26 protein-coding genes are annotated in these 21,753 nt (G+C 32.5%); 1 reads left to right on the top strand and 25 read right to left on the bottom strand.

The features are described from left to right. Window positions 1-7: 7 nt before the first annotated feature. From gatB to FD06_RS03850, 9 genes are all read right to left on the bottom strand, one after another. Window positions 8-1,429 carry an Asp-tRNA(Asn)/Glu-tRNA(Gln) amidotransferase subunit GatB gene (gatB, locus tag FD06_RS03890; RefSeq protein ID WP_056966189.1) on the bottom strand — a complete coding sequence of 474 codons (1,422 nt, stop codon included), beginning with the start codon at window positions 1,427-1,429 and terminating at the stop codon, window positions 8-10. Then, a complete protein-coding gene (gene gatA / locus FD06_RS03885) occupies window positions 1,429-2,895 on the bottom strand; it encodes an Asp-tRNA(Asn)/Glu-tRNA(Gln) amidotransferase subunit GatA (protein ID WP_056966187.1) in 1,467 nt (488 codons plus the stop codon). The genes gatB and gatA overlap by 1 nt, the downstream gene beginning before the upstream one ends. 2 nt (window positions 2,896-2,897) lie before the next feature. After that, window positions 2,898-3,203 (bottom strand): Asp-tRNA(Asn)/Glu-tRNA(Gln) amidotransferase subunit GatC, encoded by a 306-nt coding sequence (gene gatC, locus FD06_RS03880; protein WP_054657621.1) that lies wholly within the window; start codon window positions 3,201-3,203, stop codon window positions 2,898-2,900. A gap of 67 nt (window positions 3,204-3,270) precedes the next feature. Then, window positions 3,271-4,380 (bottom strand): CamS family sex pheromone protein, encoded by a 1,110-nt coding sequence (locus tag FD06_RS03875; RefSeq protein ID WP_056966185.1) that lies wholly within the window; start codon window positions 4,378-4,380, stop codon window positions 3,271-3,273. Window positions 4,381-4,399: 19 nt separating this feature from the next. Next, window positions 4,400-6,382, bottom strand: coding sequence for an NAD-dependent DNA ligase LigA (gene ligA, locus FD06_RS03870; RefSeq protein ID WP_054657630.1), 1,983 nt, complete (start codon window positions 6,380-6,382; stop codon window positions 4,400-4,402). Between the two features lie 66 nt (window positions 6,383-6,448). Next, complete coding sequence (gene pcrA, locus FD06_RS03865) at window positions 6,449-8,695, bottom strand: DNA helicase PcrA (protein WP_056966183.1); 2,247 nt, start codon at window positions 8,693-8,695, stop codon at window positions 6,449-6,451. Window positions 8,696-8,813: 118 nt separating this feature from the next. After that, window positions 8,814-9,851 carry an ATP-grasp domain-containing protein gene (locus FD06_RS03860; RefSeq protein WP_056966181.1) on the bottom strand — a complete coding sequence of 346 codons (1,038 nt, stop codon included), beginning with the start codon at window positions 9,849-9,851 and terminating at the stop codon, window positions 8,814-8,816. Window positions 9,852-9,871: 20 nt separating this feature from the next. Next, complete coding sequence (locus tag FD06_RS03855) at window positions 9,872-10,444, bottom strand: xanthine phosphoribosyltransferase (protein WP_056966179.1); 573 nt, start codon at window positions 10,442-10,444, stop codon at window positions 9,872-9,874. 21 nt (window positions 10,445-10,465) lie between these two features. Next, on the bottom strand, window positions 10,466-11,092 hold the full coding sequence (locus FD06_RS03850; protein WP_056966177.1) for a glycoside hydrolase family 73 protein: 627 nt from the start codon (window positions 11,090-11,092) through the stop codon (window positions 10,466-10,468). A gap of 137 nt (window positions 11,093-11,229) precedes the next feature. Between FD06_RS03850 and FD06_RS03845 the strand changes: the two genes are divergently transcribed. Continuing rightward, window positions 11,230-11,451, top strand: coding sequence for a DUF2187 family protein (locus tag FD06_RS03845; protein ID WP_056966175.1), 222 nt, complete (start codon window positions 11,230-11,232; stop codon window positions 11,449-11,451). 27 nt (window positions 11,452-11,478) lie between these two features. Here FD06_RS03845 and FD06_RS03840 read toward each other — a convergent pair whose 3' ends face one another. The 16 genes from FD06_RS03840 to rplO form a co-directional block, all read right to left on the bottom strand. After that, window positions 11,479-12,054: an ECF transporter S component gene (locus FD06_RS03840; RefSeq protein ID WP_054657614.1), complete on the bottom strand. Its 576-nt coding sequence runs from the start codon at window positions 12,052-12,054 to the stop codon at window positions 11,479-11,481. An 80-nt stretch (window positions 12,055-12,134) separates the two neighbouring features. Beyond that, window positions 12,135-12,527: a 30S ribosomal protein S9 gene (gene rpsI / locus FD06_RS03835; RefSeq protein WP_054657612.1), complete on the bottom strand. Its 393-nt coding sequence runs from the start codon at window positions 12,525-12,527 to the stop codon at window positions 12,135-12,137. A 13-nt stretch (window positions 12,528-12,540) separates the two neighbouring features. Next, entirely contained in the window at window positions 12,541-12,984 is a 444-nt protein-coding gene (gene rplM, locus FD06_RS03830; RefSeq protein ID WP_054657611.1) for a 50S ribosomal protein L13, read from the bottom strand. A 126-nt stretch (window positions 12,985-13,110) separates the two neighbouring features. Next, the gene (gene truA / locus FD06_RS03825) at window positions 13,111-13,896 is read right to left on the bottom strand and encodes a tRNA pseudouridine(38-40) synthase TruA (RefSeq protein ID WP_056966172.1); all 786 of its coding nucleotides are present in this window, start codon (window positions 13,894-13,896) and stop codon (window positions 13,111-13,113) included. A 9-nt stretch (window positions 13,897-13,905) separates the two neighbouring features. Then, on the bottom strand, window positions 13,906-14,700 hold the full coding sequence (locus tag FD06_RS03820; RefSeq protein WP_056966170.1) for an energy-coupling factor transporter transmembrane component T family protein: 795 nt from the start codon (window positions 14,698-14,700) through the stop codon (window positions 13,906-13,908). Then, window positions 14,693-15,574, bottom strand: a complete 882-nt coding sequence (locus FD06_RS03815; protein WP_054657610.1) for an energy-coupling factor transporter ATPase — start codon at window positions 15,572-15,574, stop codon at window positions 14,693-14,695. Before FD06_RS03815 ends, FD06_RS03820 begins: the two co-directional genes overlap by 8 nt. Then, entirely contained in the window at window positions 15,544-16,386 is an 843-nt protein-coding gene (locus FD06_RS03810; protein WP_156403092.1) for an energy-coupling factor transporter ATPase, read from the bottom strand. The genes FD06_RS03815 and FD06_RS03810 overlap by 31 nt, the downstream gene beginning before the upstream one ends. Window positions 16,387-16,563: 177 nt before the next feature. Further along, window positions 16,564-16,947 (bottom strand): 50S ribosomal protein L17, encoded by a 384-nt coding sequence (gene rplQ, locus FD06_RS03805; RefSeq protein WP_054657608.1) that lies wholly within the window; start codon window positions 16,945-16,947, stop codon window positions 16,564-16,566. A 21-nt stretch (window positions 16,948-16,968) separates the two neighbouring features. Then, the gene (locus tag FD06_RS03800) at window positions 16,969-17,919 is read right to left on the bottom strand and encodes a DNA-directed RNA polymerase subunit alpha (RefSeq protein ID WP_056966168.1); all 951 of its coding nucleotides are present in this window, start codon (window positions 17,917-17,919) and stop codon (window positions 16,969-16,971) included. Between the two features lie 72 nt (window positions 17,920-17,991). Next, window positions 17,992-18,381 (bottom strand): 30S ribosomal protein S11, encoded by a 390-nt coding sequence (gene rpsK, locus FD06_RS03795; RefSeq protein ID WP_056966166.1) that lies wholly within the window; start codon window positions 18,379-18,381, stop codon window positions 17,992-17,994. Between the two features lie 23 nt (window positions 18,382-18,404). Then, window positions 18,405-18,767, bottom strand: coding sequence for a 30S ribosomal protein S13 (gene rpsM, locus FD06_RS03790; RefSeq protein ID WP_056966164.1), 363 nt, complete (start codon window positions 18,765-18,767; stop codon window positions 18,405-18,407). A 30-nt stretch (window positions 18,768-18,797) separates the two neighbouring features. Beyond that, the gene (gene rpmJ / locus FD06_RS03785; RefSeq protein WP_034531530.1) at window positions 18,798-18,914 is read right to left on the bottom strand and encodes a 50S ribosomal protein L36; all 117 of its coding nucleotides are present in this window, start codon (window positions 18,912-18,914) and stop codon (window positions 18,798-18,800) included. Between the two features lie 30 nt (window positions 18,915-18,944). Next, window positions 18,945-19,163: a translation initiation factor IF-1 gene (infA, locus tag FD06_RS03780; protein WP_054657603.1), complete on the bottom strand. Its 219-nt coding sequence runs from the start codon at window positions 19,161-19,163 to the stop codon at window positions 18,945-18,947. A 155-nt stretch (window positions 19,164-19,318) separates the two neighbouring features. Next, window positions 19,319-19,969: an adenylate kinase gene (locus FD06_RS03775; protein ID WP_283949377.1), complete on the bottom strand. Its 651-nt coding sequence runs from the start codon at window positions 19,967-19,969 to the stop codon at window positions 19,319-19,321. Between the two features lie 28 nt (window positions 19,970-19,997). After that, window positions 19,998-21,314: a preprotein translocase subunit SecY gene (gene secY / locus FD06_RS03770; RefSeq protein ID WP_056966163.1), complete on the bottom strand. Its 1,317-nt coding sequence runs from the start codon at window positions 21,312-21,314 to the stop codon at window positions 19,998-20,000. Further along, window positions 21,314-21,745: a 50S ribosomal protein L15 gene (rplO, locus tag FD06_RS03765; protein WP_054657599.1), complete on the bottom strand. Its 432-nt coding sequence runs from the start codon at window positions 21,743-21,745 to the stop codon at window positions 21,314-21,316. Before rplO ends, secY begins: the two co-directional genes overlap by 1 nt. Between the last annotated feature and the right edge of the window lie 8 nt (window positions 21,746-21,753).

Here is a 21,753-nt window from a genome sequence, read left to right as displayed (position 1 = left end):
TTCCTATCTATTTGTTGATTGATTGCATTAATAATTTATTAACAACTTGAGGATTAGCTTTACCACGAGTTTGTTTCATTATTTGACCAACTAAGAAACCAATAGCTCTATCTTTACCATTGTGGAAATCTTCAATAGATTGAGGATTATCAGATAATATTTGGTCAATAATTGGTTGCAATTCTTTAGGATCAGACAATTGAACCATCCCATTTTCATGCACAAATTGTTTAGGTTCCTTACCTTCAGTAATTGCTTTGAAAACTTTTTTAGCCATTTTAGATGAAATTGTACCATCGCTAATTAACTTAATCATAGTAGTTAAGTTTTCAGGGGTAATTTCAGTATCATCTAAATCTACTTGTTTAGAATTCAAATATTCATTTACGTTCACTTGTAAATAGTTAGATGCCATTTTAGCATCAGCACCCAATTCAATCATCTTATCATAGAAATCTGACATTTGTTTAGTTTGTGTAATAACCATCGCATCGTAGTCAGTTAACCCTAACTTATTAATATATCTATCTCTACGACTACCAGGCATTTCTGGAAATTCTTCGTGAATTTCATTTATCCAATCGTCTGATATATTCAAAGCGGGTAAATCTGGTTCTGGGAAATAACGGTAATCGTCAGCCCCCTCTTTAACACGCATTAATATAGTAGTACCGTTAGTTTCATCAAAACGTCTAGTTTCTTGTTGAATCTTACCACCAGACATTAATACTTGTTGTTGACGTTTTTCTTCATATGCTAAACCTTTACGCACATAGTTAAATGAGTTCAAGTTTTTAAGTTCTACTTTAGTTCCAAATTCTTTTTGTCCGTATGGTCGAATTGAAATGTTAACGTCCACACGCATGGAACCTTCTTCCATCTTAACATCAGAGATTCCAGTAAATAATAGGCGTTGTCTTAAAGCTTCTAGGTAAGCATAGGCTTCATCAGGCGAAGCAATGTCTGGTTTAGAAACAATTTCAATTAATGGAGTTCCTTGACGGTTTAAATCCACATAAGAAAATTTATTTCCATGGGTATTTTTACCAGCATCTTCTTCAATGTGCATTTCTTCAATTCCAATTTTTTTCTTTTGGCCATCAACTTCAATTTCAATCCATCCATCATGAGCATCGGGAGTATCATGTTGAGTGATTTGATATGCTTTAGGATTATCAGGATAGAAATAGTTTTTTCGGTCAAAATGAGGATGCCTTTCTATTTCAGCATGGAGTGCTAAAGCGGCCATGATTCCAGATTTAACTACACCTTTATTGGTAGTAGGTAAAACTCCGGGATATCCCCAATCAATCACATTCGTGTTCTTATTAGGTTCATCCCCGTATTCTACAGGAGAAGGACTAAAAATTTTAGAATTTGTTTTTAACTCAACGTGAACTTCAAGTCCAATTGTTGTTTCAAAGTTCATTATTTTGCTCCCCCCATCTTAGGTGTTTGTTTATGAAAATCAGTATTTTGTTCGAAAGCATAACCAGCTTTATAAATTGATGTTTCGTCAAAATGACGAGCTAGTAATTGCATTCCAATTGGCATTCCATCTTTAGAAAATCCAGCTGGAACTGACATACCAGGTAGACCTGCCATGTTTGCTGGGATTGTTAAAGCATCATTCATGTACATAGTCAAAGGATCATCATTTTCTTCACCAATTCCAAAGGCTGGAGTTGGAGTAGTTGGAGTCATAATTAAATCGTAGTCTTTAAAGACTTTTTTAAAGTCATTAATAATCAAAGTCCTGATTTCAGCTGCTTTTTTAAAGTAAGCATCGTAAGAACCAGCAGATAAAGAATAAGTCCCTAACATAATACGACGCTTAACTTCATCACCAAATCCTTCGGAACGACTCTTAACGTATAATTTTTCAAGATTTTTAGCGTCTTTAGCACGGTAACCGTATCTAATACCATCAAATCTTTGTAAATTAGATGAAGCTTCTGAAGGTGCAATAATATAATATGCAGCAACTCCATATTTATTATGTGGTAAAGAAACTTCTTCAACCTCAGCACCTAATTTACGATAAATATCGGCAGCCTTTAAGATAGCTTGCTTAACTTCTTCATCAATTCCTTCACCTAAATATTCTTTAGGCAAACCAATTTTCATTCCTTTAACACCAGCTTTGATGTCTTTAGTAAAATCAGGTACTTCTTGGTCAGAACTAGTCATATCATGTTCATCACGACCCGAAATAGCATTTAATACCAAAGCATTATCGTAAACATTGCGAGTTAGCGGACCCACTTGATCAAAACTTGAAGCAAAAGCAATCAAGCCCCAACGAGATACTCGTCCGTAAGTAGGTTTCATTCCAACAATACCATTAAAAGCTGCTGGTTGACGAATCGAACCACCAGTATCAGAACCTAAGGCAGATAGCACATCTCCAGCAGCAACGGCAGCAGCTGAACCACCAGAAGAACCACCAGGAACTTTAGACAAATTCCATGGATTTTTAGTGATTTTCATAGCTGATGTTTCAGTGGAACCACCCATGGCAAATTCATCCATGTTGGTTTTACCAATGCTAATTGCACCTAATTTATTTAGTTTTTGCACAACTGTAGCATCAATAATTGGCTTAAAGTTATATAACATTTTAGAACCAGCAGTGGTTAAAATGTCTTTAGTTAATAAGTTATCTTTTAATGCGACTGGAATTCCAGATAATAAATTATTTGAATCAATTCCTGCCTCATCTATTTTTTTAGCTTCAGCAATCGCTTGTTCTTCATTGATAGTAATAAAAGCTGAAATTTTATCTTCGTTTTCTTTAGCATTTTGTATTGCTTCAACAGTTAGTTGTTCGGCAGTAATATCACCATTAACTAAAGCTGTATGAATATCAGCAATGCTTTTATCTAAAAAGTTCATTACTAGTCCTCACTTTCGTCAATAATTGTTGGTGTTCTGATTAAATCATCAGCAACGTCAGGCGCATTTTGTAATAGTGCTTCTTTTTCATTCCAATTATCGGCAACGTCTTCACGCATAGTATTTATTTGATCTGTAACATTAAAAGTAGGCTCTATGTTAGAAGTATCAACTTCTTCAAAGCTTTCAAATAATCCCATAATATTACTTAGTTGTTCAGTAAAATAAGGAAGTTGCTTCTCGCTTAATTCTAGCTTAGCTAAAGATGCAACATGTTCAACCTGTTCTTTAGTAATCCTATTACTCATAGTGAACTCATTCCCCTTTAAGTTTATTGTTTTAATAATAATTTTAACATACAAAATCGTATGTTAATTAATAGCTTGAAAATACATGTGAATAGAATTCTTTGCTACTAGAGCTCCTAGATAAGAAACTTTGCATTCCTTCAGTAGAACTTATACTAATATCAATTGGAATCCCGCTAGGTAAGTATTTTTCAGCTTGAGTTTGTACATATTGTGTAAAACTAATGATTTCACTTTCGCCATAAAACTGGGTTGTGATATTTACATGCATCCCACTCAACTTACCATTAACATAATGAGCTTGAGCAGTTATCCCACTCAAATTAGGGAAAAAGTTTTGTACTTGACTCTTGAAGTTATCAAAAGCATCTTCATCGTTATTATTTGTCTTGCTGCTTTGTGATGGCAATACCTCGTTTTTAATGTTCATTTTTTGCCAACTAGATACTTTTGTAGCTCCATCATTATTCACAGAATAAGCAAAGAAGTTACCACCAACTAAACTATCATTAGGTGCTTGCTTATAAAGTGCAATGACAATTGGAATATTTTTCAAATCTTTATTTTTACGCAATCTTTGTAAAATAGTATTTCCAATTTGTTTTCCCTGCTCTTTAATTTCTGAATTAGTTAGTTTCTTTTGATAAATAGCACCATAGGCTTCTTTTCGGTAGTAATAAACTGAATTGATCCCCACACCAATAGTCATACCACTGATTTTTAAAGAGTTATTTTGCTGAGTCATAAAATCTTGTTCGTCAATTTGTTGTAAATACATTGGAACTTTTGTATCTTTTCCAGAAGGATTTAGTCCTTCTGGATTCTTTTTAGTTTTTCTATCTAACCATTTTTCAGCTGTATTAGTATTTATATATTGACCTTCTTGGAATATATATTTATCAGTTGAAAAATGAGACTTAGAAATATTTAGCAAACCATTCTCAAAGCTCTTCAAATTAAGTTGGTTATCATTTTGTTGAACGGTAACCCCACGGGATTTACTAGTTTGATAATGACCATTTTTAATTACTCCTTGGTAATATTTATTACTAGTCTGGCCAATTAATTGAGTATTGGAACTATTATCTTTACCCTTTTTACTACTTTCCGACTTACCACATGCAGCTAAAAATAGTGTACAAGCCATTAATAACATAATAATTCTAAATTTCTTCATGTTATTTTTTCCTCCTGGATTAGTCATTAATCCGATTAATTTCTTTCAAAAAATCACTTTCAGACATTATTTTAACATTTAAAGACTGTGCTTTGGTCAACTTACTTCCAGCTTTTTCTCCAGCAATTAAAATATCTGTTTTGCTAGAAACACTACCAATTATTTTGGCACCTAACGTTTCTAAAATTTCCATCGCTTGTGGTCTGCTCATTTCTTGTAGCTTTCCAGTTAAAACAATATGTTTATCATTAAAGATGTTTTCTGGAATATTTTGGGCATTAGAACCTAAATATTTCATGTTCACATCTGCTCTTCTTAGTTCATCAATTAGTTTAATCGAATCATCATTGGCAAAATAAGTTTTTATGCTATCAGCGATGGTTTGACCAATTGTATCAATTTGCAAAATATCGTCACTATCAGCATGAATAAGCTTGTCCATACTACCAAAGTGTTTTGCAATTAACTTAGAAGCCTTAGCTCCAATATGACGTATTCCCAAACCAAATAATAATCTTTCTAAAGAATTTTTTTTACTGTTGTTGATAGAATTAATTAAATTATTGGTTGCTTTCTCGCCAAACTTATCTAATTTAAATAAATCATCATAGTTTAAACTATACAAGCTAGCTACATCACTTACTAAATTATTTTCAAACAACTGGTTAACTATTTTAGGCCCTAAACCGTCAATATTCATTGCGTTTCTAGAAGCAAAATGATTGATCTGTTCAGTCAATTGAGCTGGACATTTGGGGTTTATACATCTCAACACTACTTCTTCATCTAAATGAACTAACTTAGCCTCACATGACGGACATTCGTCAGGAATATCAATCTTTTCACTGTCGTCAGGACGCTTAGATGCTATATATTCAGATATTTCAGGAATAATATCACCAGCTTTGTGAAGTCTAACTACATCACCGATTCTTAAGCCTTTTTCTCTCAGATAATCTGGATTATGCAATGATGCTCGTGACACTTTAGTACCAGCTAAAGTGACTTCATCCATAATAGCAGTAGGTGTTACCACTCCAGTACGTCCTACTGTCCACTCAACATTTAATAACTTAGTTTCAGCTTCTTCAGGCGGAAATTTGTAGGCAATTGCCCATCTAGGAACTTTAACAGTATGACCTATTTTGCTTTGCAGTGCTAAACTATTAGTTTTAACTACAATCCCGTCGATACCGTAATCAAGCTGACTACGTTGATTAGTATAGTTATCAATATATTTTCCAATTTCATCACTATTATGTGTAACTTGATAAGTATCATTAACTGAAAAACCTAAACTGCTTAGTTCTTCCAACATCCCACTTTGTGTATCTGATTTTAAATCATTATAATCAGACACATTATACATAAAAGTACTTAGATTTCTAGATTTTGTTACCATTGAATCCAACTGTCGCAAGCTGCCAGCAGCGGCATTACGTGGATTGGCAAACGGCTTTTGTCCATCTTTTTCACGTTGTTCATTGAGTTTCACAAATGATTTTTTAGGCATGTAACATTCGCCACGTACTTCAATATTGATTGGCTTAGTTAATTTTTTTGGAATTGATGGAATCGTTTTTAAGTTTTCAGTAATATCTTCGCCAATCAATCCATTTCCTCTGGTGGAGCCTTGAACAAATATACCATTTTCATATCTTAAAGAAATTGATAGTCCATCGATTTTTAACTCACAATTATAAGCATTAATTCCTGGATTATTATTTTTTAATCTATTTAGGAACTCAAATAATTCTCGTTTAGAAAATACGTCACCCAATGAAAGCATTGGTACATCATGGTTAACTTTGTTCAAGCCGTCTAAAACTGCTCCACCAACTTTTTGTGTAGGAGAATCTTTAGAAACTAAATCTGGATATTTATGTTCAATTCGTGTTAGCTTCTCATATAAATTATCATAGACTGAATCCTCTACAGTTGGACTGTCTAATTCATAATACTCATGACTCCACTGATTTAATTTATCGATTAATCGAAGCATTTCTTTTTTTGCTTCGTCTGGGTTTAAACCATCAATCGAAACGCTATCCAAATTAATTCCTCCTTTTTAACCCTTGCTGATTGGAGCAAAAGCAGCCAATAAGCGTTTTAACCCTTTGTCAGGAAAGGCAATATCTAATTCCATATCTTCACCAGAACCGGTTATTTTAACTACCGTTCCAGTTCCCCAAGCCTTGTGAATTACCTTATCACCAATCGTCCATGATTTTTTGTTTGCACCAGTTTCTTTAGGCTTTTCTACCTTAGTATTTGGTTGACGATATGAACTATAGCGAGTTTTACGTTCACGATATCTTTTTATGCTTGAATCAAACGAAGCTGATTGACTATTGTTGTCAGTCTGATTTTCGTTTTTAATTAAATCGGTATCTATTTCATCAATAAACCTAGATTCAGGATTATTTTGGCGTCTACCGTATAACATACGAGAAAAAGCGTTTGTAATGTATAGCTTTTCTTGAGCACGGGTAATTCCAACATATGCTAATCTACGTTCTTCCTCTAATTCATCATCATTAGCTGCAGCTCGTCCTAATGGAAAAATGCCTTCTTCCATTCCCATTAAAAATACTACTGGAAATTCCAAACCTTTTGCAGCGTGTAAAGTCATTAAAGTAACTTGTGGAGCGTCATCTTCAACATCATCTTGTGCTGACACCAAAGCTAAATCCGATAAGAAATTAGCTAACATTGAATCACTATCTTCGCTTTCTTGATAATTATCATCAAACTGTTTTGTTACTGATAGAAATTCTTCAATATTTTCAATTCTAGCTTTAGATTCTAATGACTTGGAGGCTTTTAAAATATCTAAATAACCAGTTTGTTCTAAAATAGCATTAGTTAAATCTGTTAATGATAATTGACTTTGCTGAGCTTGTAATTTCCCAATTAGCATTCCAAAATCTGAAATTGCACTTCTAGCTCTTGAAGATAAATCACCACTTAATTCAATATTTTTAGCTGCTTCTAATAACGTCCAATTATTCATTTGAGCAAATGACCTAAGTTTATCTACACTAGTATTACCTATTCCTCGCTTAGGTTCATTAATAACCCTTTCAAAGCTAATTGAATCGCTAGGATTAGCAATTAAAGTTAAATATGCTAAAACATCTTGAATTTCTTTACGGTCGTAAAATTTGTGTCCACCCACGATTGTATAAGGAATGTTAGACTTTAGAAAAGTTTCTTCAATAATACGAGATTGAGCATTGGTACGGTACAAAATGGCAAAATCACCATAAGAATATTTGCTTTCTATGCCCTCTTTAATTTTAGAAACTACAAATAAAGCTTCATCAACTTCACCATGACCGCGATAATAAGATATTTTTTCACCTTCAGCATTTTCAGTCCAAAGATTTTTATCTTTACGTTCTGCATTATTTTGAATTACGGAATTAGCAGCACGTAAAATATTTTTAGTTGAACGATAGTTTTGCTCTAATAATGTCACATGAGCGTCTTTATAATCATTTTGAAAGTTTAAAATGTTATTCATGTTAGCACCACGCCAACCGTAGATACTTTGGTCAGCATCCCCAACCACACAAATATTTCTATATTTATCAGCTAACATACGAACTAATTTATATTGAGCTTCATTGGTATCTTGGTATTCATCAACATGAATGTACTTAAACTTATCTTGATAATAGTTTAAAATTTCTGGATTTTGTTTAAACAAATCAATTGTAAGCATAATTAAATCATCAAAATCTAGAGCTTGATTACTATGTAATTGCTTTTGATATTCTTGATAAACTAAGCCCACATTTTTTTCAAAAGGATTATTCCCACCATGACTACTAATATACTCTTCAGGAGTTTGTAAATCATTTTTAGCATTAGAAATCGAAGATAAAATAGCCCTAGGATCATTTTTTTTAGGGTCTATGTTTAATTCTTTCATAATTCTTTTAACCAATGTTCTTTGCTCTGAACTACCAGCAATTGTAAAGGCACGATTATATCCTAATTTATCAATATCTCTTCTTAAAATTCTGACACAAAGCGCATGAAAAGTAGAAACCCAAACTTCTTTTCCACCTGACTCTAGAAGTTTTCCCACTCTTTCGCGCATTTCTTTAGCAGCTTTATTGGTAAAAGTAATAGCTAAAATATTCCATGGTAAAACATTTTTAGCTTGAATCAAATATGAAATTCGATGAGTTAAAACTCTAGTCTTACCACTACCAGCACCTGCCATAATTAATAGAGGACCCTCGGTACATAAAACTGCTTCTCTTTGTTTATCATTCATTCCTGAAACTAAATCTTTATCTGGCAAGTAAAACACAATCCTCTCTATATTTTTATTACATTAATTATATCATACGGACCACAATTAATTTTACATCTATCAACGTAAAAAAGCCGGTATCAACCGACCTAATCTAGTTATGAAATTAATTATTCTTCAAAAAATATCCGTTAAGACTAAACCTATTGTCTTGATAAAAATGCAACTTAGTATTTTCATCTTGCAAGTACTGTTTAAAAACATTCTTACGATTAGATGAATCAATTTCACATAACTTTTTATCATGATTATCAAAACGATAAGGTACTAATTTTGCATCTAGAATTCCTCTTAAGTAATTTTCAAAAACTAAGTCATCAAATAAATTGATTGAGCTATTTAATTTAATACTCAAATGATCCAAATAAATTAAATCATTAGGTCCAATATAAGTATAAATAATAAATGGTCCTACGTAATTAATACTAAGTGCTAATTTTCTAGCAATACTTTGTAATTCCTCAAATATTTCACTAGTTAAATTAGTATTTAATGAAAATAACGGATTATCATTTTCATTAGTACCTTCATCAATTATTGGTGATATTTGAAAGCAACGCTTACCTTTAGAAACAATGGTAGCATATTCTTTTTTATTGTCTAAGTAAGCTTCTAAAATAAAAGTTCCCAGTTTCAATAATTTATTAGCGTGTAATAAGTCATCAACATTACGCAAGACAAATTCTTTTGCAAAAGTAGCATTTTTTTGAATTGGTCTTAAAACGGCGGGAAAACCAATTTCTTTAATTCCTTGTTTTAAATCATCATCATTTAAAACGGTTACGTATGGAGCTGTATTTATGTTTAGTTGTTTAAATAAAGTTTTAGCAATAACGCGGTCTTGAATAAAGTCTAATATTTTACTTTCCTGTATAAATTTATCATTTTTTCTAATAAAATTAGCATTTATAAGCTCAGAGTTGTAAATAACACAATCAGATTTGTCAATAAAATCATTTAAAGTTTCAAAGCTATCAATACTACCGTGCTGATAGTAATCAACATATTTGGCAACATTATCAGAATTTGTTTCATCGTATAAGTTCACTCGTAGACCATGACTACGTAAAAAAATTATTAAATCAATATTTAATACATCAGACCCAATTATGCCAATACTATCACCTAATTTAATATCATTCATAAAAACGCCTACCCTTTAAACTAGTCAACAAAAGTCACCTTATTGTTGTCTAATGAAGATATTCTTGCTAAAGATTCCACATGCAAGCCCTCATTGTCTAATTTTTTTCTACCATCTTGAAAACTTTTTTCAATCACTATACCAACTCCAGAAACATTTGCATTAGCTTGATGGATAATATCTACTAAACCATTTACAGCTTGACCGTTGGCTAGAAAATCATCAATGATGAGGACATTATCATCGGCATTAATAAAACGTTTATCAATACTGATATGATTATTTACTTTTTTGGTATAAGAATATACATCACTTGTATACGCATTATCATTCATTGTGACGCTTTTATGTTTTCTAGCAAAAACAACTGGCACATTCATTTGTAAGCCTGTTAACACTGCAGGAGCTATTCCAGAAGATTCTACAGTCAAAATTCTTGTTATATTTTCATTATCAAATAGCTTTTTAAACTCTTTTCCAATAGAATTCATTAATTGTGGATCTACTTGATGATTTAAAAAGGTATCAACTTTTAAAATGTCGCCAGACAAAACATTTCCGTCTTTTAGTATACGTTCTTCTAATAATTTCATATTTAATAATATCCCCCCTAATCATTTTAATTTATCATATTGATTTAAACGGTATTTCTCTATGATTTGAATAATTTTTTTGGTATAGGATGGATCAGTTGCATACCCATCACTTTGTAATCCAGCAGCAGCTTCTACGTAATTATCAGAATTTACCACATCCTGATACTGTTGAGGATTCCAAGAAGTTCCATTTTTCAAAAGTGCTGCGTGCGCTAAAACGGATTCGTCCCAACTTTGATATACTTTAAATCTGCCTGTGGTAGTAATGAACTGCCCATTAACATATTCTTGAGTTGAAAGATTAACCGCATCACTATCGTGGATACTAGTTTTCATTCCATATAAATTATTATACTTAACCGACAAGCCACTAGTCCCCCAGTCTGACTCCAAGATAGCCTGAGCAATACTAACGCTAGCAAGTATATTATACTTTCTTTGTGCACGATAAGCTGACGGAATAATTTTGTTAATAAAATTTTTATGTTTTACATTAACATTAGTCTGATTATATACATCATATGTACGATGATTAACGTAATAAATCCCTGAAAAAAATAAACCTACAAAAAATATGACAGCAATTAATAGTTTATTGAAACTAACCGTTATTTGATAATTTTTTTTACTTTTTTTTCTAGGCATTTAATAAAAGCTCCTTTTGTTAATGAATATTTTAACCGGAAATACACTATTTTACAACGTTTATAAACATAATTAATTGACAAAAGCAGCTTTTTTAGTTAGTTTGAAATATAGACATAAATTAGGAGATGCTAAAAATGCCAAAAGATAAAACTACCAGTAACGAAAAATCACCCTTTGACGTAGGCGACACTGTAAAATTCAAACTAGAGAAAAAAGAATTCACTGGAACCATCGAAAAAAGTTATACAAATGCTTTTTTAATCGGATTTAAATCAAATGATATTGAATTAGAAGATAAATATCATGATAAAGTTGTTATTAATAATAAGAACTTAAAAATGGTCAAAAAGAACTAAAAAAGACGTTGCTAATGCAACGCCTTTTTATTTAATAATTTTTTGTAGTGGTCTAACTATTAATGGAACTACTAATCCTGACACCAACATTTCAATTAAACCATTAGTTCCCGCTACCCCTAGCAGAAAAGGTAGCATTGAAGAATTATCTATGTGGTAAAGCTGGAATGATTGATTTCTATAAAAGACATAAATTAAGCTTAGAAATATAATTGTGTTAACTAGTGAACCTAAAATTCCCATCACAGGTAATAAAATTTTAGATTTATATTTATCTTTTAGCTTTAAATATAGAAATCCAATAATAATACCAATCAACATACGCGGAACTATCGAAATAATCGGATTTACTAAAACGATTGCAGCTAACGGACTTGTAGGCCACCAATAAGCTCTAATAAATGTTATAAATCCCCAAGAAAATCCAACTATTCCACCAAATTTTGGTCCCATTAAAATAGCAGATACTATAACAGTTATAGGTATAATAGTTATACTTAGTGGACCAAATGGTATATTTCCTATAATTGGAACGGTCGTTTGAACTAAAATTAAAGCAATGAACATGGCTAGCATGACATTATAACTACTTCTTTTTTTCATTTAAGTTTCCTTCCAAAAACAATTATTTAAAAGAAAAAGACACTTTAAATAAAATAAAGTGTCTTTCAACATTAATAATATTAACGTTTTGAGAATTGTCCTGATTTACGAGCTTTCTTAAGACCAGGTTTCTTACGTTCTTTCATACGAGCATCACGAGTTAATAAACCGGCGCTCTTTAAAGGACCACGGAAGTCTGGATCTACTTCTAGCAATGCACGGGCAATTCCGTGACGAGTAGCACCAGCTTGTCCAGAGTATCCACCACCATGAACATTAACTAAAGCATCGTAGTTACCTAGAGTTTCAGTAACGTTGAATGGTTGAGCAACTACTTCTCTCAAACTTGGGAATGGAATGTAGTCTTCAATAGATTTTTTGTTCATAACAACTTTACCAGTTCCTGGTACTAAAAGTACACGAGCAACTGAATCTTTACGACGGCCTGTGCCGCGATATTGTACTTGAGCCAATTAAGTTTCCTCCTTAAATTAGGTTATTAATGTCTAATACTTCAGGTTTTTGAGCTTCATGACCATGAGCAGCACCAGCATAAACGTGTAAATGTAACATTTGTTTACGACCTAGTGTGTTATGAGGAAGCATACCTTTAACTGATGTTTCGATTAATTTGTCTGGAGTGTTTTTACGCATTTCTCCAGCAGTCTTTTGTTTAAGACCACCTAAATAACCAGTATGATGGGAGTATACTTTACGACTTGCTTTACGACCTGTTAATGCAACTTTTTCAGCATTAATCACAATTACATTATCACCAGTATCTACGTTAGGTGTAAATGTTGGTTTATTTTTTCCACGTAAAATCTTAGCAACTGTAGAAGTAAGACGACCTAAACTTACGTCAGTCGCATCAATAATGAACCATTTGCTTTCAACTTCACCTGGTTTTGCCATATATGTTGTACGCACTTTAAATTCCTCCATGTTTCTGTGTTTGTTCGACACCAATATAAGTTTCCGGGGCTTATTGTGGGGCAAACAATACCAGTTACCATAATACAAATAAATGTCAACAAAGTCAACCATAATATGACTTTAACGATATGGTAATTTAGTTGGATGCTCCGGATCCTCCCCTTTATAATAAACCTTTTTTAAATATAGTCCACAGGCTGCTGCCGTTCGACGAGCCTGGTCGCGATTTTTTACCTTATATAGTCTTAAAATATCATGTTCATCACGATACTTTGAGCCAATTTCTAATAAAACGCCAACCATTATTCGAACCATATTATACAAAAATCCATTTCCGTAAAACTCAAATTCTAATTCATTTTCTACTTTGTCATACTTACAAGTAGCATTATAAATAGTTCTAATGTTACTTTTAGCAGTAGAGCCAGAAGCTACGAAACTAGTAAAATCATGTTCGCCAATTAAATCCTGTAAAGCTACATTTATGCTATCCAAATTAACCGGAAAACGCCAATGCGCCGTATAAAAGCGTTTAAATGGGTTAATAAATTCGCCTAAGTAAACTTTATATACATATTTTTTTCCAGAAACATCATACCTAGCGTGGAAATCATCAGCAACTTTTTCTACTTTAATAATTTCAATATCTAACGGCATCAAACTATTTAAAGCTTTGAACATATTTATTTCTTTTAAATCAAAGGGAAAATCAAAATGAACTACTTGACCTAGCGCATGCACTCCTGAATCAGTTCGACCAGAACCAAATACTTCAATTCTTTCTGAATGAGCCATTTTATTAACCGCTTTAGTTACAGTTCCCTCAACGGTCCTTTGATTTGGTTGCCTTTGAAATCCCGCAAAATTAGTTCCATCATAAGCAATTGTTACCTTATATCTCAAAATAATGTCTCCCTAATTTCTTAAAAATATTACCATTAAACTAATAAATAAAATTACAATCATACCAATATAGTCATTATGTTCTATAGGATACGACTTGAATTTACTTCTTTTCATCTCCGGTGAATATCCCCTTGCTTCCATAGCAATACTCAATTCATCAGCATGTTTGAACGCACTCACAAATAGTGGTACTAACAACGGAATCAACGATTTAATTCTTTTAATAATGTTACCACTACCAAAATCAACGCCTCTGGAACGTTGTGCATTCATTATATTCATAGCCTCATCAGTTAATGTAGGAACAAATCTTAGTGCTATTGATATCATTAAAGAAATTGTTTCTACCGGTAAATGAATTTTTTTTAATGGTGAGAGTATTTTTTCAATCCCATAAGCTATTGCTAGAGGGCTCGTCGTTAAAGTCAATAAAGTTGATATAGTAATTATAAGTATAAAACGCATAAATATATAAAACGCACTCAATAATCCTAAAGACGTTATCTTAAATATCCAAAATGAAGCATAAGTTTGACCACCTGTACTAAAAACTAGCTGTAACAATACCGTTATAATTATTAGTATGATTAACGGCTTAATTCCATTTACAAAAAATTTTAAAGGTATTTTAGAAAATCTTAATGCAACTAAGCATAATAAAAACAAAGATACGTAAGTTATAAGATTGTTTGCAAAGAACACAATAACTATAAAATAAAAGCTCATTATTATTTTTATAGTTGGATTTAAACTATGGATTTTAGATTTTCCAGGCATGTATCGACCAAAAATGAAATTATCCATTACGCTTGCTCCCTTTAGAAAACGATTTTAAAATTTGATTACTTAGGCTTTCAACATTTAGCGGTACCCCTTCGCCTAAAGGAATATTATTTTCAACAAGTTTATTATAGAACTTTACTGATGATGGTAATTCTAAATTATATCTGCTCAAAAGTTTTTCATCATTAAATATCACATTAGATTTATCACTTTTAATCATTTTACCATCATGCATAACGATAACATTATCTGAATATTCAGCAACGATGTCCATTTGATGACTAACCAATATTATCGTCATATTTTTCTCTACATGAAGTTTATTTATCAAATTCATAATAAATTTTTGACCTTTGGGATCTAGTCCCACTGTAGGTTCATCTAAAACTAATATTTCAGGGTTTGTAGCTAAAACTCCGGCAATGGCTACTCTCCTCATTTGACCACCAGATATTTCAAAAGGTGACTTTTCCATTATGTCTAAAGGTAACTGAACTAATTTTAGACTATTTTCAACAATCTGCTTTATTTTAGATTCTTCAACTCCAAAATTACGCGGTCCAAAAGCAACATCTTCTTTTATAGAATCAGCAAATAACTGTTTTTCTGGAAATTGAAAAATTAAACCTACTTTTTTTCTAAGTGGATTTAAATTTTTATTAGTAGTTTCTGAAGTTATTTTAAATTCATCAATTATTAATGATCCATGAGTTGGCTTTATTAAAGCATTAAGCATTTGCACTAAAGTTGATTTACCGCTACCAGTCTTGCCAACTATAGAAGTAAAAGAGCCCATTGGAATGTGTAAATTAATATTTTTCAAAGCTTTATGTTCATATGGTGTATTTTGCTGATAATAATAATCTACATTTTTAAATATAATTTCTTTATGCATTTAATTAATTCCTCTTCATCCATATAACTATTGGGAATATCCAAACCACTGTTTATTAAATGTCTAGATAGTTGAGCAGAAAACGGCATTTCTAAAGAATATTTTTCCAAATTTTCTACACTGTTAAATAATTCATAAGGATTAGTATCTTCTATCAACATTCCAGATTTTAAAAGTAATACTCGGCTAGAAAGCTTTATTTCTTCCACATCATGCGTTATGGATATAACAGTCATATTGTTATCAGTTCTAAAATTATTGATTATATCAAGAATTTCATTTCTCCCCTGCGGGTCTATCATACTGGTAGCTTCATCTAGTATTAATATTTTGGGACTTAAAGCTAAAACTCCAGCTAATGCTATTCTTTGCTTTTGTCCACCAGACAATTTACTAGGTTCATGGGTGCGATAATTGCTCATATCAACGACTTTTAAAACCTTATCAATAATAACGTTCATATCATTTCGTGAAAATTGATTATTTTCTAAGCCAAAAGCAATATCATCTTCGACAGTAGCACCAACAAATTGATTATCTGGATTTTGAAACACTAATCCTATGCTTTTCCTAATTTGATCTAAATTATTTTCTTTTACTAAATTATCATTAATAGTAATGCTACCACTATCAATGGGAAGTAATCCATCTAAAAGTTTTATTAAAGTACTTTTCCCACTACCATTATGCCCTATAACTGATACCCACTCGCCACGCTTAATATTAAAACTTACATCATTAATTGTATTTTCTTTAGAATTTTCGTATTTAAAATTAAGATTTTTCACTTCTATTATGTTATTTGAACTCAAGCAGACACCTCCTATAAAATAATTTAATAATTTTATGTATAAAAAAATCACTATAAGGCCTTATAGTACGAAGATAAAATCTCCATTCAAGCTAGACTTGGAATAAATCCATCATCATAACGCTTTATACTATAAAACCCTAGTGATTCCTATGATAAGATATTAAAAAAGTAAATATTAATCAACTAATTGTAATATAACCATTGATGCTCCATCACCACGACGAGGCATAGTCTTTAAGATTCTAGTGTAACCACCATTACGGTCAGCATATTTTGGTGCAATTTCATCAAAAAGCTTTTGTAATGCAGTTGTAACCTTAACACCATTACCATCTTCTTTGGCATCAGCAACAACATTTTGTAAAAATGCAGCTGCTTGACGACGAGCATGAAGATCACCACGTTTACCAAGGGTAATCATTTTATCTGCAGTTGAGCGTACTTCTTTAGCACGAGCTTCAGTAGTTTTAATTTGACCATTAACTAGTAAGTCAGTAGTCAAATTTCTTAATAGTGAACGACGATGTGCACTAGTACGTTGCAATTTACGGTAACTCATAATTGGATATCCTCCTTTATACTAATCTTCTTTACGAAATGATAATCCAAGGTTAGCAAGTTTTTCTCTTACTTCAACTAAAGACTTACGTCCTAAGTTACGAACCTTCATCATATCCATTTCACTTTTGTCAGTCAATTCTTGAACAGTGTTGATTCCAGCACGTTTCAAACAATTGTATGAACGAACAGATAAATCTAGTTCTTCAATAGTCATTTCAAGCATTTTTTCTTTATGTGTTTCTTCTTTTTCAACCATAACTTCAGCATTTTTAGCTTCATCGGTTAAATCAACAAACATAGATAAATGTTCACTCAAAATTTTAGCTGCTAAACTAACAGCTTCGCTAGGAGTAATAGAACCATCAGTCCATACATCCAATGTTAATTTGTCAAAATCAGCTCTTTGACCAACACGTGCATTTTCAACTTGATAATTAACACGTTCGATTGGGGTATAAATGGAATCAACTGGTAAGACACCGATTGGCATTCCATCATTACGAGCCTTATTTTCATCAGCAGAAACGTATCCGCGGCCTTTGTTAGCAGTCATTCTCATATGGAATGTTGCACCTTCAGCAACTGTACAAATCTTAAGATCAGGGTTTAAAACAGTAACGTCACCATCAGCTTGGATATCTCCAGCAGTTACCTGAGCAGGACCAGTTACATTGATTTCCATTGATTTCTCTTCATCGTCAGCGATATCAAGTTTCAAAGAAATTTTCTTTACATTCAAAATAATTTGAGCAACATCTTCTACTACACCTTTAACAGTTGAGAATTCATGTAGCACATCATCAATTTGAATACTAGTAACAGCGGCACCAGGTAAAGATGAAAGTAAAATTCTTCGCAACGAGTTTCCAAGAGTTGTACCATAACCACGTTCTAATGGTTCTACGACAACTTCTCCATAATTATCAGTTTCATCAATCTTATGAATATTAGGTTTTTCAAATTCAATCATTCTTATCCTTTACCCCTTTCAAAACGCTATGAGTCAAAAATTATTTTCATCTTGAACTAGATGAATAAGAAATTAAACTCGACGACGCTTTGGAGGACGAGAACCGTTATGAGGAACTGGGGTAACATCACGAATTGCAGCAACTTCTAAACCAGTAGCTTGAAGTGCACGAATTGCAGATTCACGACCAGAACCAGGTCCTTTAACTGAAACTTCTACGGATTTCATACCGTGTTCCATTGAAGTCTTAGCAGCAGCTTCTGCAGCCATTTGGGCAGCAAAAGGAGTTGATTTACGACTTCCACGGAAACCTAAAGCACCAGCTGATGACCAGGCAATTGCATTACCTTGAACATCAGTAATCATAACTAAAGTATTATTAAAAGTAGAATGAATGTGAGCAACACCATTTTCGATGTTTTTCTTTACTCTACGTTTACGACTGTTTCTTTTTTGAACCATGGTTTACAAACCTCCTTTATATACTATTTTTTACCAGCCATTGTGGTTTTTTTACCCTTACGAGTACGGGCATTGTTTTTAGTATGTTGACCTCTAACTGGTAATCCACGACGATGACGAATACCTCTGTATGAACCAATTTCTTGAAGCTTCTTGATATTCATACTTACTTCACGACGTAAGTCACCTTCGATTTTGTAGTTATCTACAACTTCACGGATTTTATCTTCTTGATCTGGAGTTAAGTCACGAACACGAACATCTTCTGAAACACCAGCTTTAGCAAGGATTTCAGCAGAAGTACTTTGACCAATACCATAAATGTATGTTAGACCAATAACGATACGTTTTTCACGTGGTAAATCAATTCCGGCGATACGAGCCATTAGAATACACCTCCTGTTTTTATAGGTAAATTATTTACCTTGTCTTTGTTTATGTTTAGGGTTTGAGCAAATAACCATAACGCGGCCTTTTCTCTTAATAACTTTACAATTTTCACACATCGGTTTTACTGATGGACGAACTTTCATACTATAAACCTCCTATACTATGCAAGACGACTACTTAAATCTGTAAGTAATACGTCCCTTGCTTAAATCATATGGTGACATTTCAACAGTAACGCGATCTCCAGGTAAAATTCTAATATAGTGCATACGTATTTTACCGGAAACATGTGCTAAAATTTCATGTCCGTTTTCAAGTTCAACACGAAACATAGCATTAGGTAAAGTTTCAGTAACTTTACCTTCAATTTCAATAACATTATCTTTAGACAAAGAATTTCCTCCTCGAAAATAGTAAATTTACTTAATAAATAAATTATATCAGTAAACAAAACATTAAAAGATTCTATTAGAACACAATCATTATACACAAAAGTCTATCATACAAATAATATAGCTACAATAAACATTATAATCAAAGTATCTTACTAAAATCTTTGTAATATTTTATCAATGTCTTTTTTAACATCATCAATATTTTGATTACCATCAACTGTATATAACAAACCTTTTTGTTTATAAAAATCAATTAAAGGTGTATTCATTTTTATGTTAACATCTAAACGATTCTTAACAGTTTCGGGTTTGTCATCACTACGTTGATAAAATTCATGTCCACCACAGATATCACAAGTATCATTAACTTTAGGCATTTTGTAGATTTTATGGTAAGTAGCGCCACAGTTTTTGCAAATAAATCTGCCTGAGAGTCTTTCAACTAAAACATCAGGATCAACATCAATATTAATAACAGCATCTAGTTTATTGTCTAATTCAGAAGTTATATCTTCTAAACTGTTAGCTTGATCAATTGTTCTAGGAAAACCATCTAGCATGTAACCAATCTTGGTATCGTCTTTAGATAGTCTTTCTTTAACAATTCCACAAGTAACGTCATCAGGTACTAGGTTACCTTTATCTATATATTGTTTTGCTTTTAATCCTAAATCAGTTTTATTGCTAATTGCTGCTCTAAAAATATCCCCAGTAGATATATGAGGTATCTTGTACTTTGCAACAATGTCTTCTGCTTGAGTACCTTTACCAGCACCAGGAAGACCCATTAAAATTAAATTCATTGACATAATAATATCCTCCAGCTCAAAATTATAATTTATCGGGACGAGTGTCTTTGATAAAACCAACATATTCTCGTTTCATCATTAGACCCTTTATTTGTCTAATGGTTTCGATAGCAACACCAACAACAATTAGTAAGCTGGTACCACCTAAACCAATAGATTCATCTAAGTTCCAAACATTTTGAGCTATCAAAGGAATCAAAGCAACTACACCTAAGAAAATAGCACCAACGGCACTTAATCTCATTAATAATGATGAAACATAGCTTTGTGTCTCATGACCAGGCCAAACAGCCGGTATATAACTTCCTTGCTTTTGAAGGTTTTCAGATAACTTTTCAGGGTTAACTTGAACAAAAGCATAAAAGAAAGTAAATAAGATAATTAATAATGTATATAATGTTGCTCCATAAACAGTTTGCATGTTAAAGACATTACTCATAACTTGATACCAAGTATCACCGGAGTGATTCTTAGCAAAAGCCATCAAAATAGTTTGTGGCGTAGATATGAAAGAACTAGCAAAAATTACAGGGATAACACCAGCTACGTTAACTTTTAAAGGTAAGTAACTGTTGCTAGATGAACCTGAAACTCTCTTGGTGTATTGAATAGGAATTCTTCGTTCAGCTTGCTGAACCCATGTAACAAAAGTAACTATTATAAGAATAACTATAAACAATGCTACAACAAAAGCTATTGATTGCCATAATTGTGAATTAGAATCCCCAACAAAATATTCTTTGTAAAGTTGTTGAATCCCAACAGGAATTCTAGCAATAATACCGGCAAAAATAATCATTGAAACACCTTGACCAATACCTCGATCAGTAATCATATCACCCATCCAAGTAGTTAACATAGAACCACCTGTAAGAATTAAACCAATACTAATATAAGTGGAAGGACCAGGGTTCTCAACAAGGTTTAAGCTACTTAAAGCATTAAATCCTGCTGTAATTCCAATAGATTGTATAAAAGCAAGAAAAACGGTTAATACCCGTGTGACTTGATTTAATTTTTTCCGACCAACTTCTCCTTGTTTGCTCCATTCGACGAAGCGAGGGACAATATCCATTTGAAGAAGTTGAACAACTATTTGTGCTGTAATATAGGGCGAAACACCCATAGCGAAAAGTGAATAATTTGTTAATCCACCACCACTAAAGGTGTTCAAAATGCTAACCAATCCAGATGAGGCAACGCTTTGGAGTGCATTTGCGTTTATTCCAGGAACAGTTATAAAAGCTCCAAGCCTAAATACGATCAATACTCCTAAGGTAAAAAGGATTTTATTTCTAATATCCTTGACCTTAAAAGCGTTTTTCATGGTTGATAGCATTAGATCACCTCAATCTTACCGCCAGCGTCTTCAATTGCTGCCTTAGCAGTAGCAGAAAATTTACTTGCTTTAACTGTAAGCTTTTTGCTTAAACTACCATTTGCAAGAACTTTGATACCGCTCTTAGTGTTTTTAACAATACCAGATTCTTTTAATAATTCTGGTGTAACTTCAGTACCGTTATCGAATTGTTCTAAAGTAGTTAAATTAACAACAGCGTATTCTTTACGACTAATGTTAGTAAAACCACGTTTTGGAATTCTACGGTATAAAGGCATTTGGCCCCCTTCAAAACCTAAACGAGTTTTGCTACGAGCTTTTTGACCTTTTTGTCCACGACCAGAAGTCTTACCTTTACTTCCAAGACCTCGACCTAATCGTTGTCTTGAACTACGTGAACCTTCAGCGTATTTTAATTCATGTAATTTCATGAGAAGCG

It is taken from the genome of Apilactobacillus ozensis DSM 23829 = JCM 17196, assembly GCF_001435995.1.
GTDB classification, from domain to species: Bacteria; Bacillota; Bacilli; order Lactobacillales; family Lactobacillaceae; genus Apilactobacillus; species Apilactobacillus ozensis.
The sequence above is the reverse complement of the archived record's forward strand: the minus strand, read 5'-3'. Positions and strand labels throughout refer to the sequence as shown.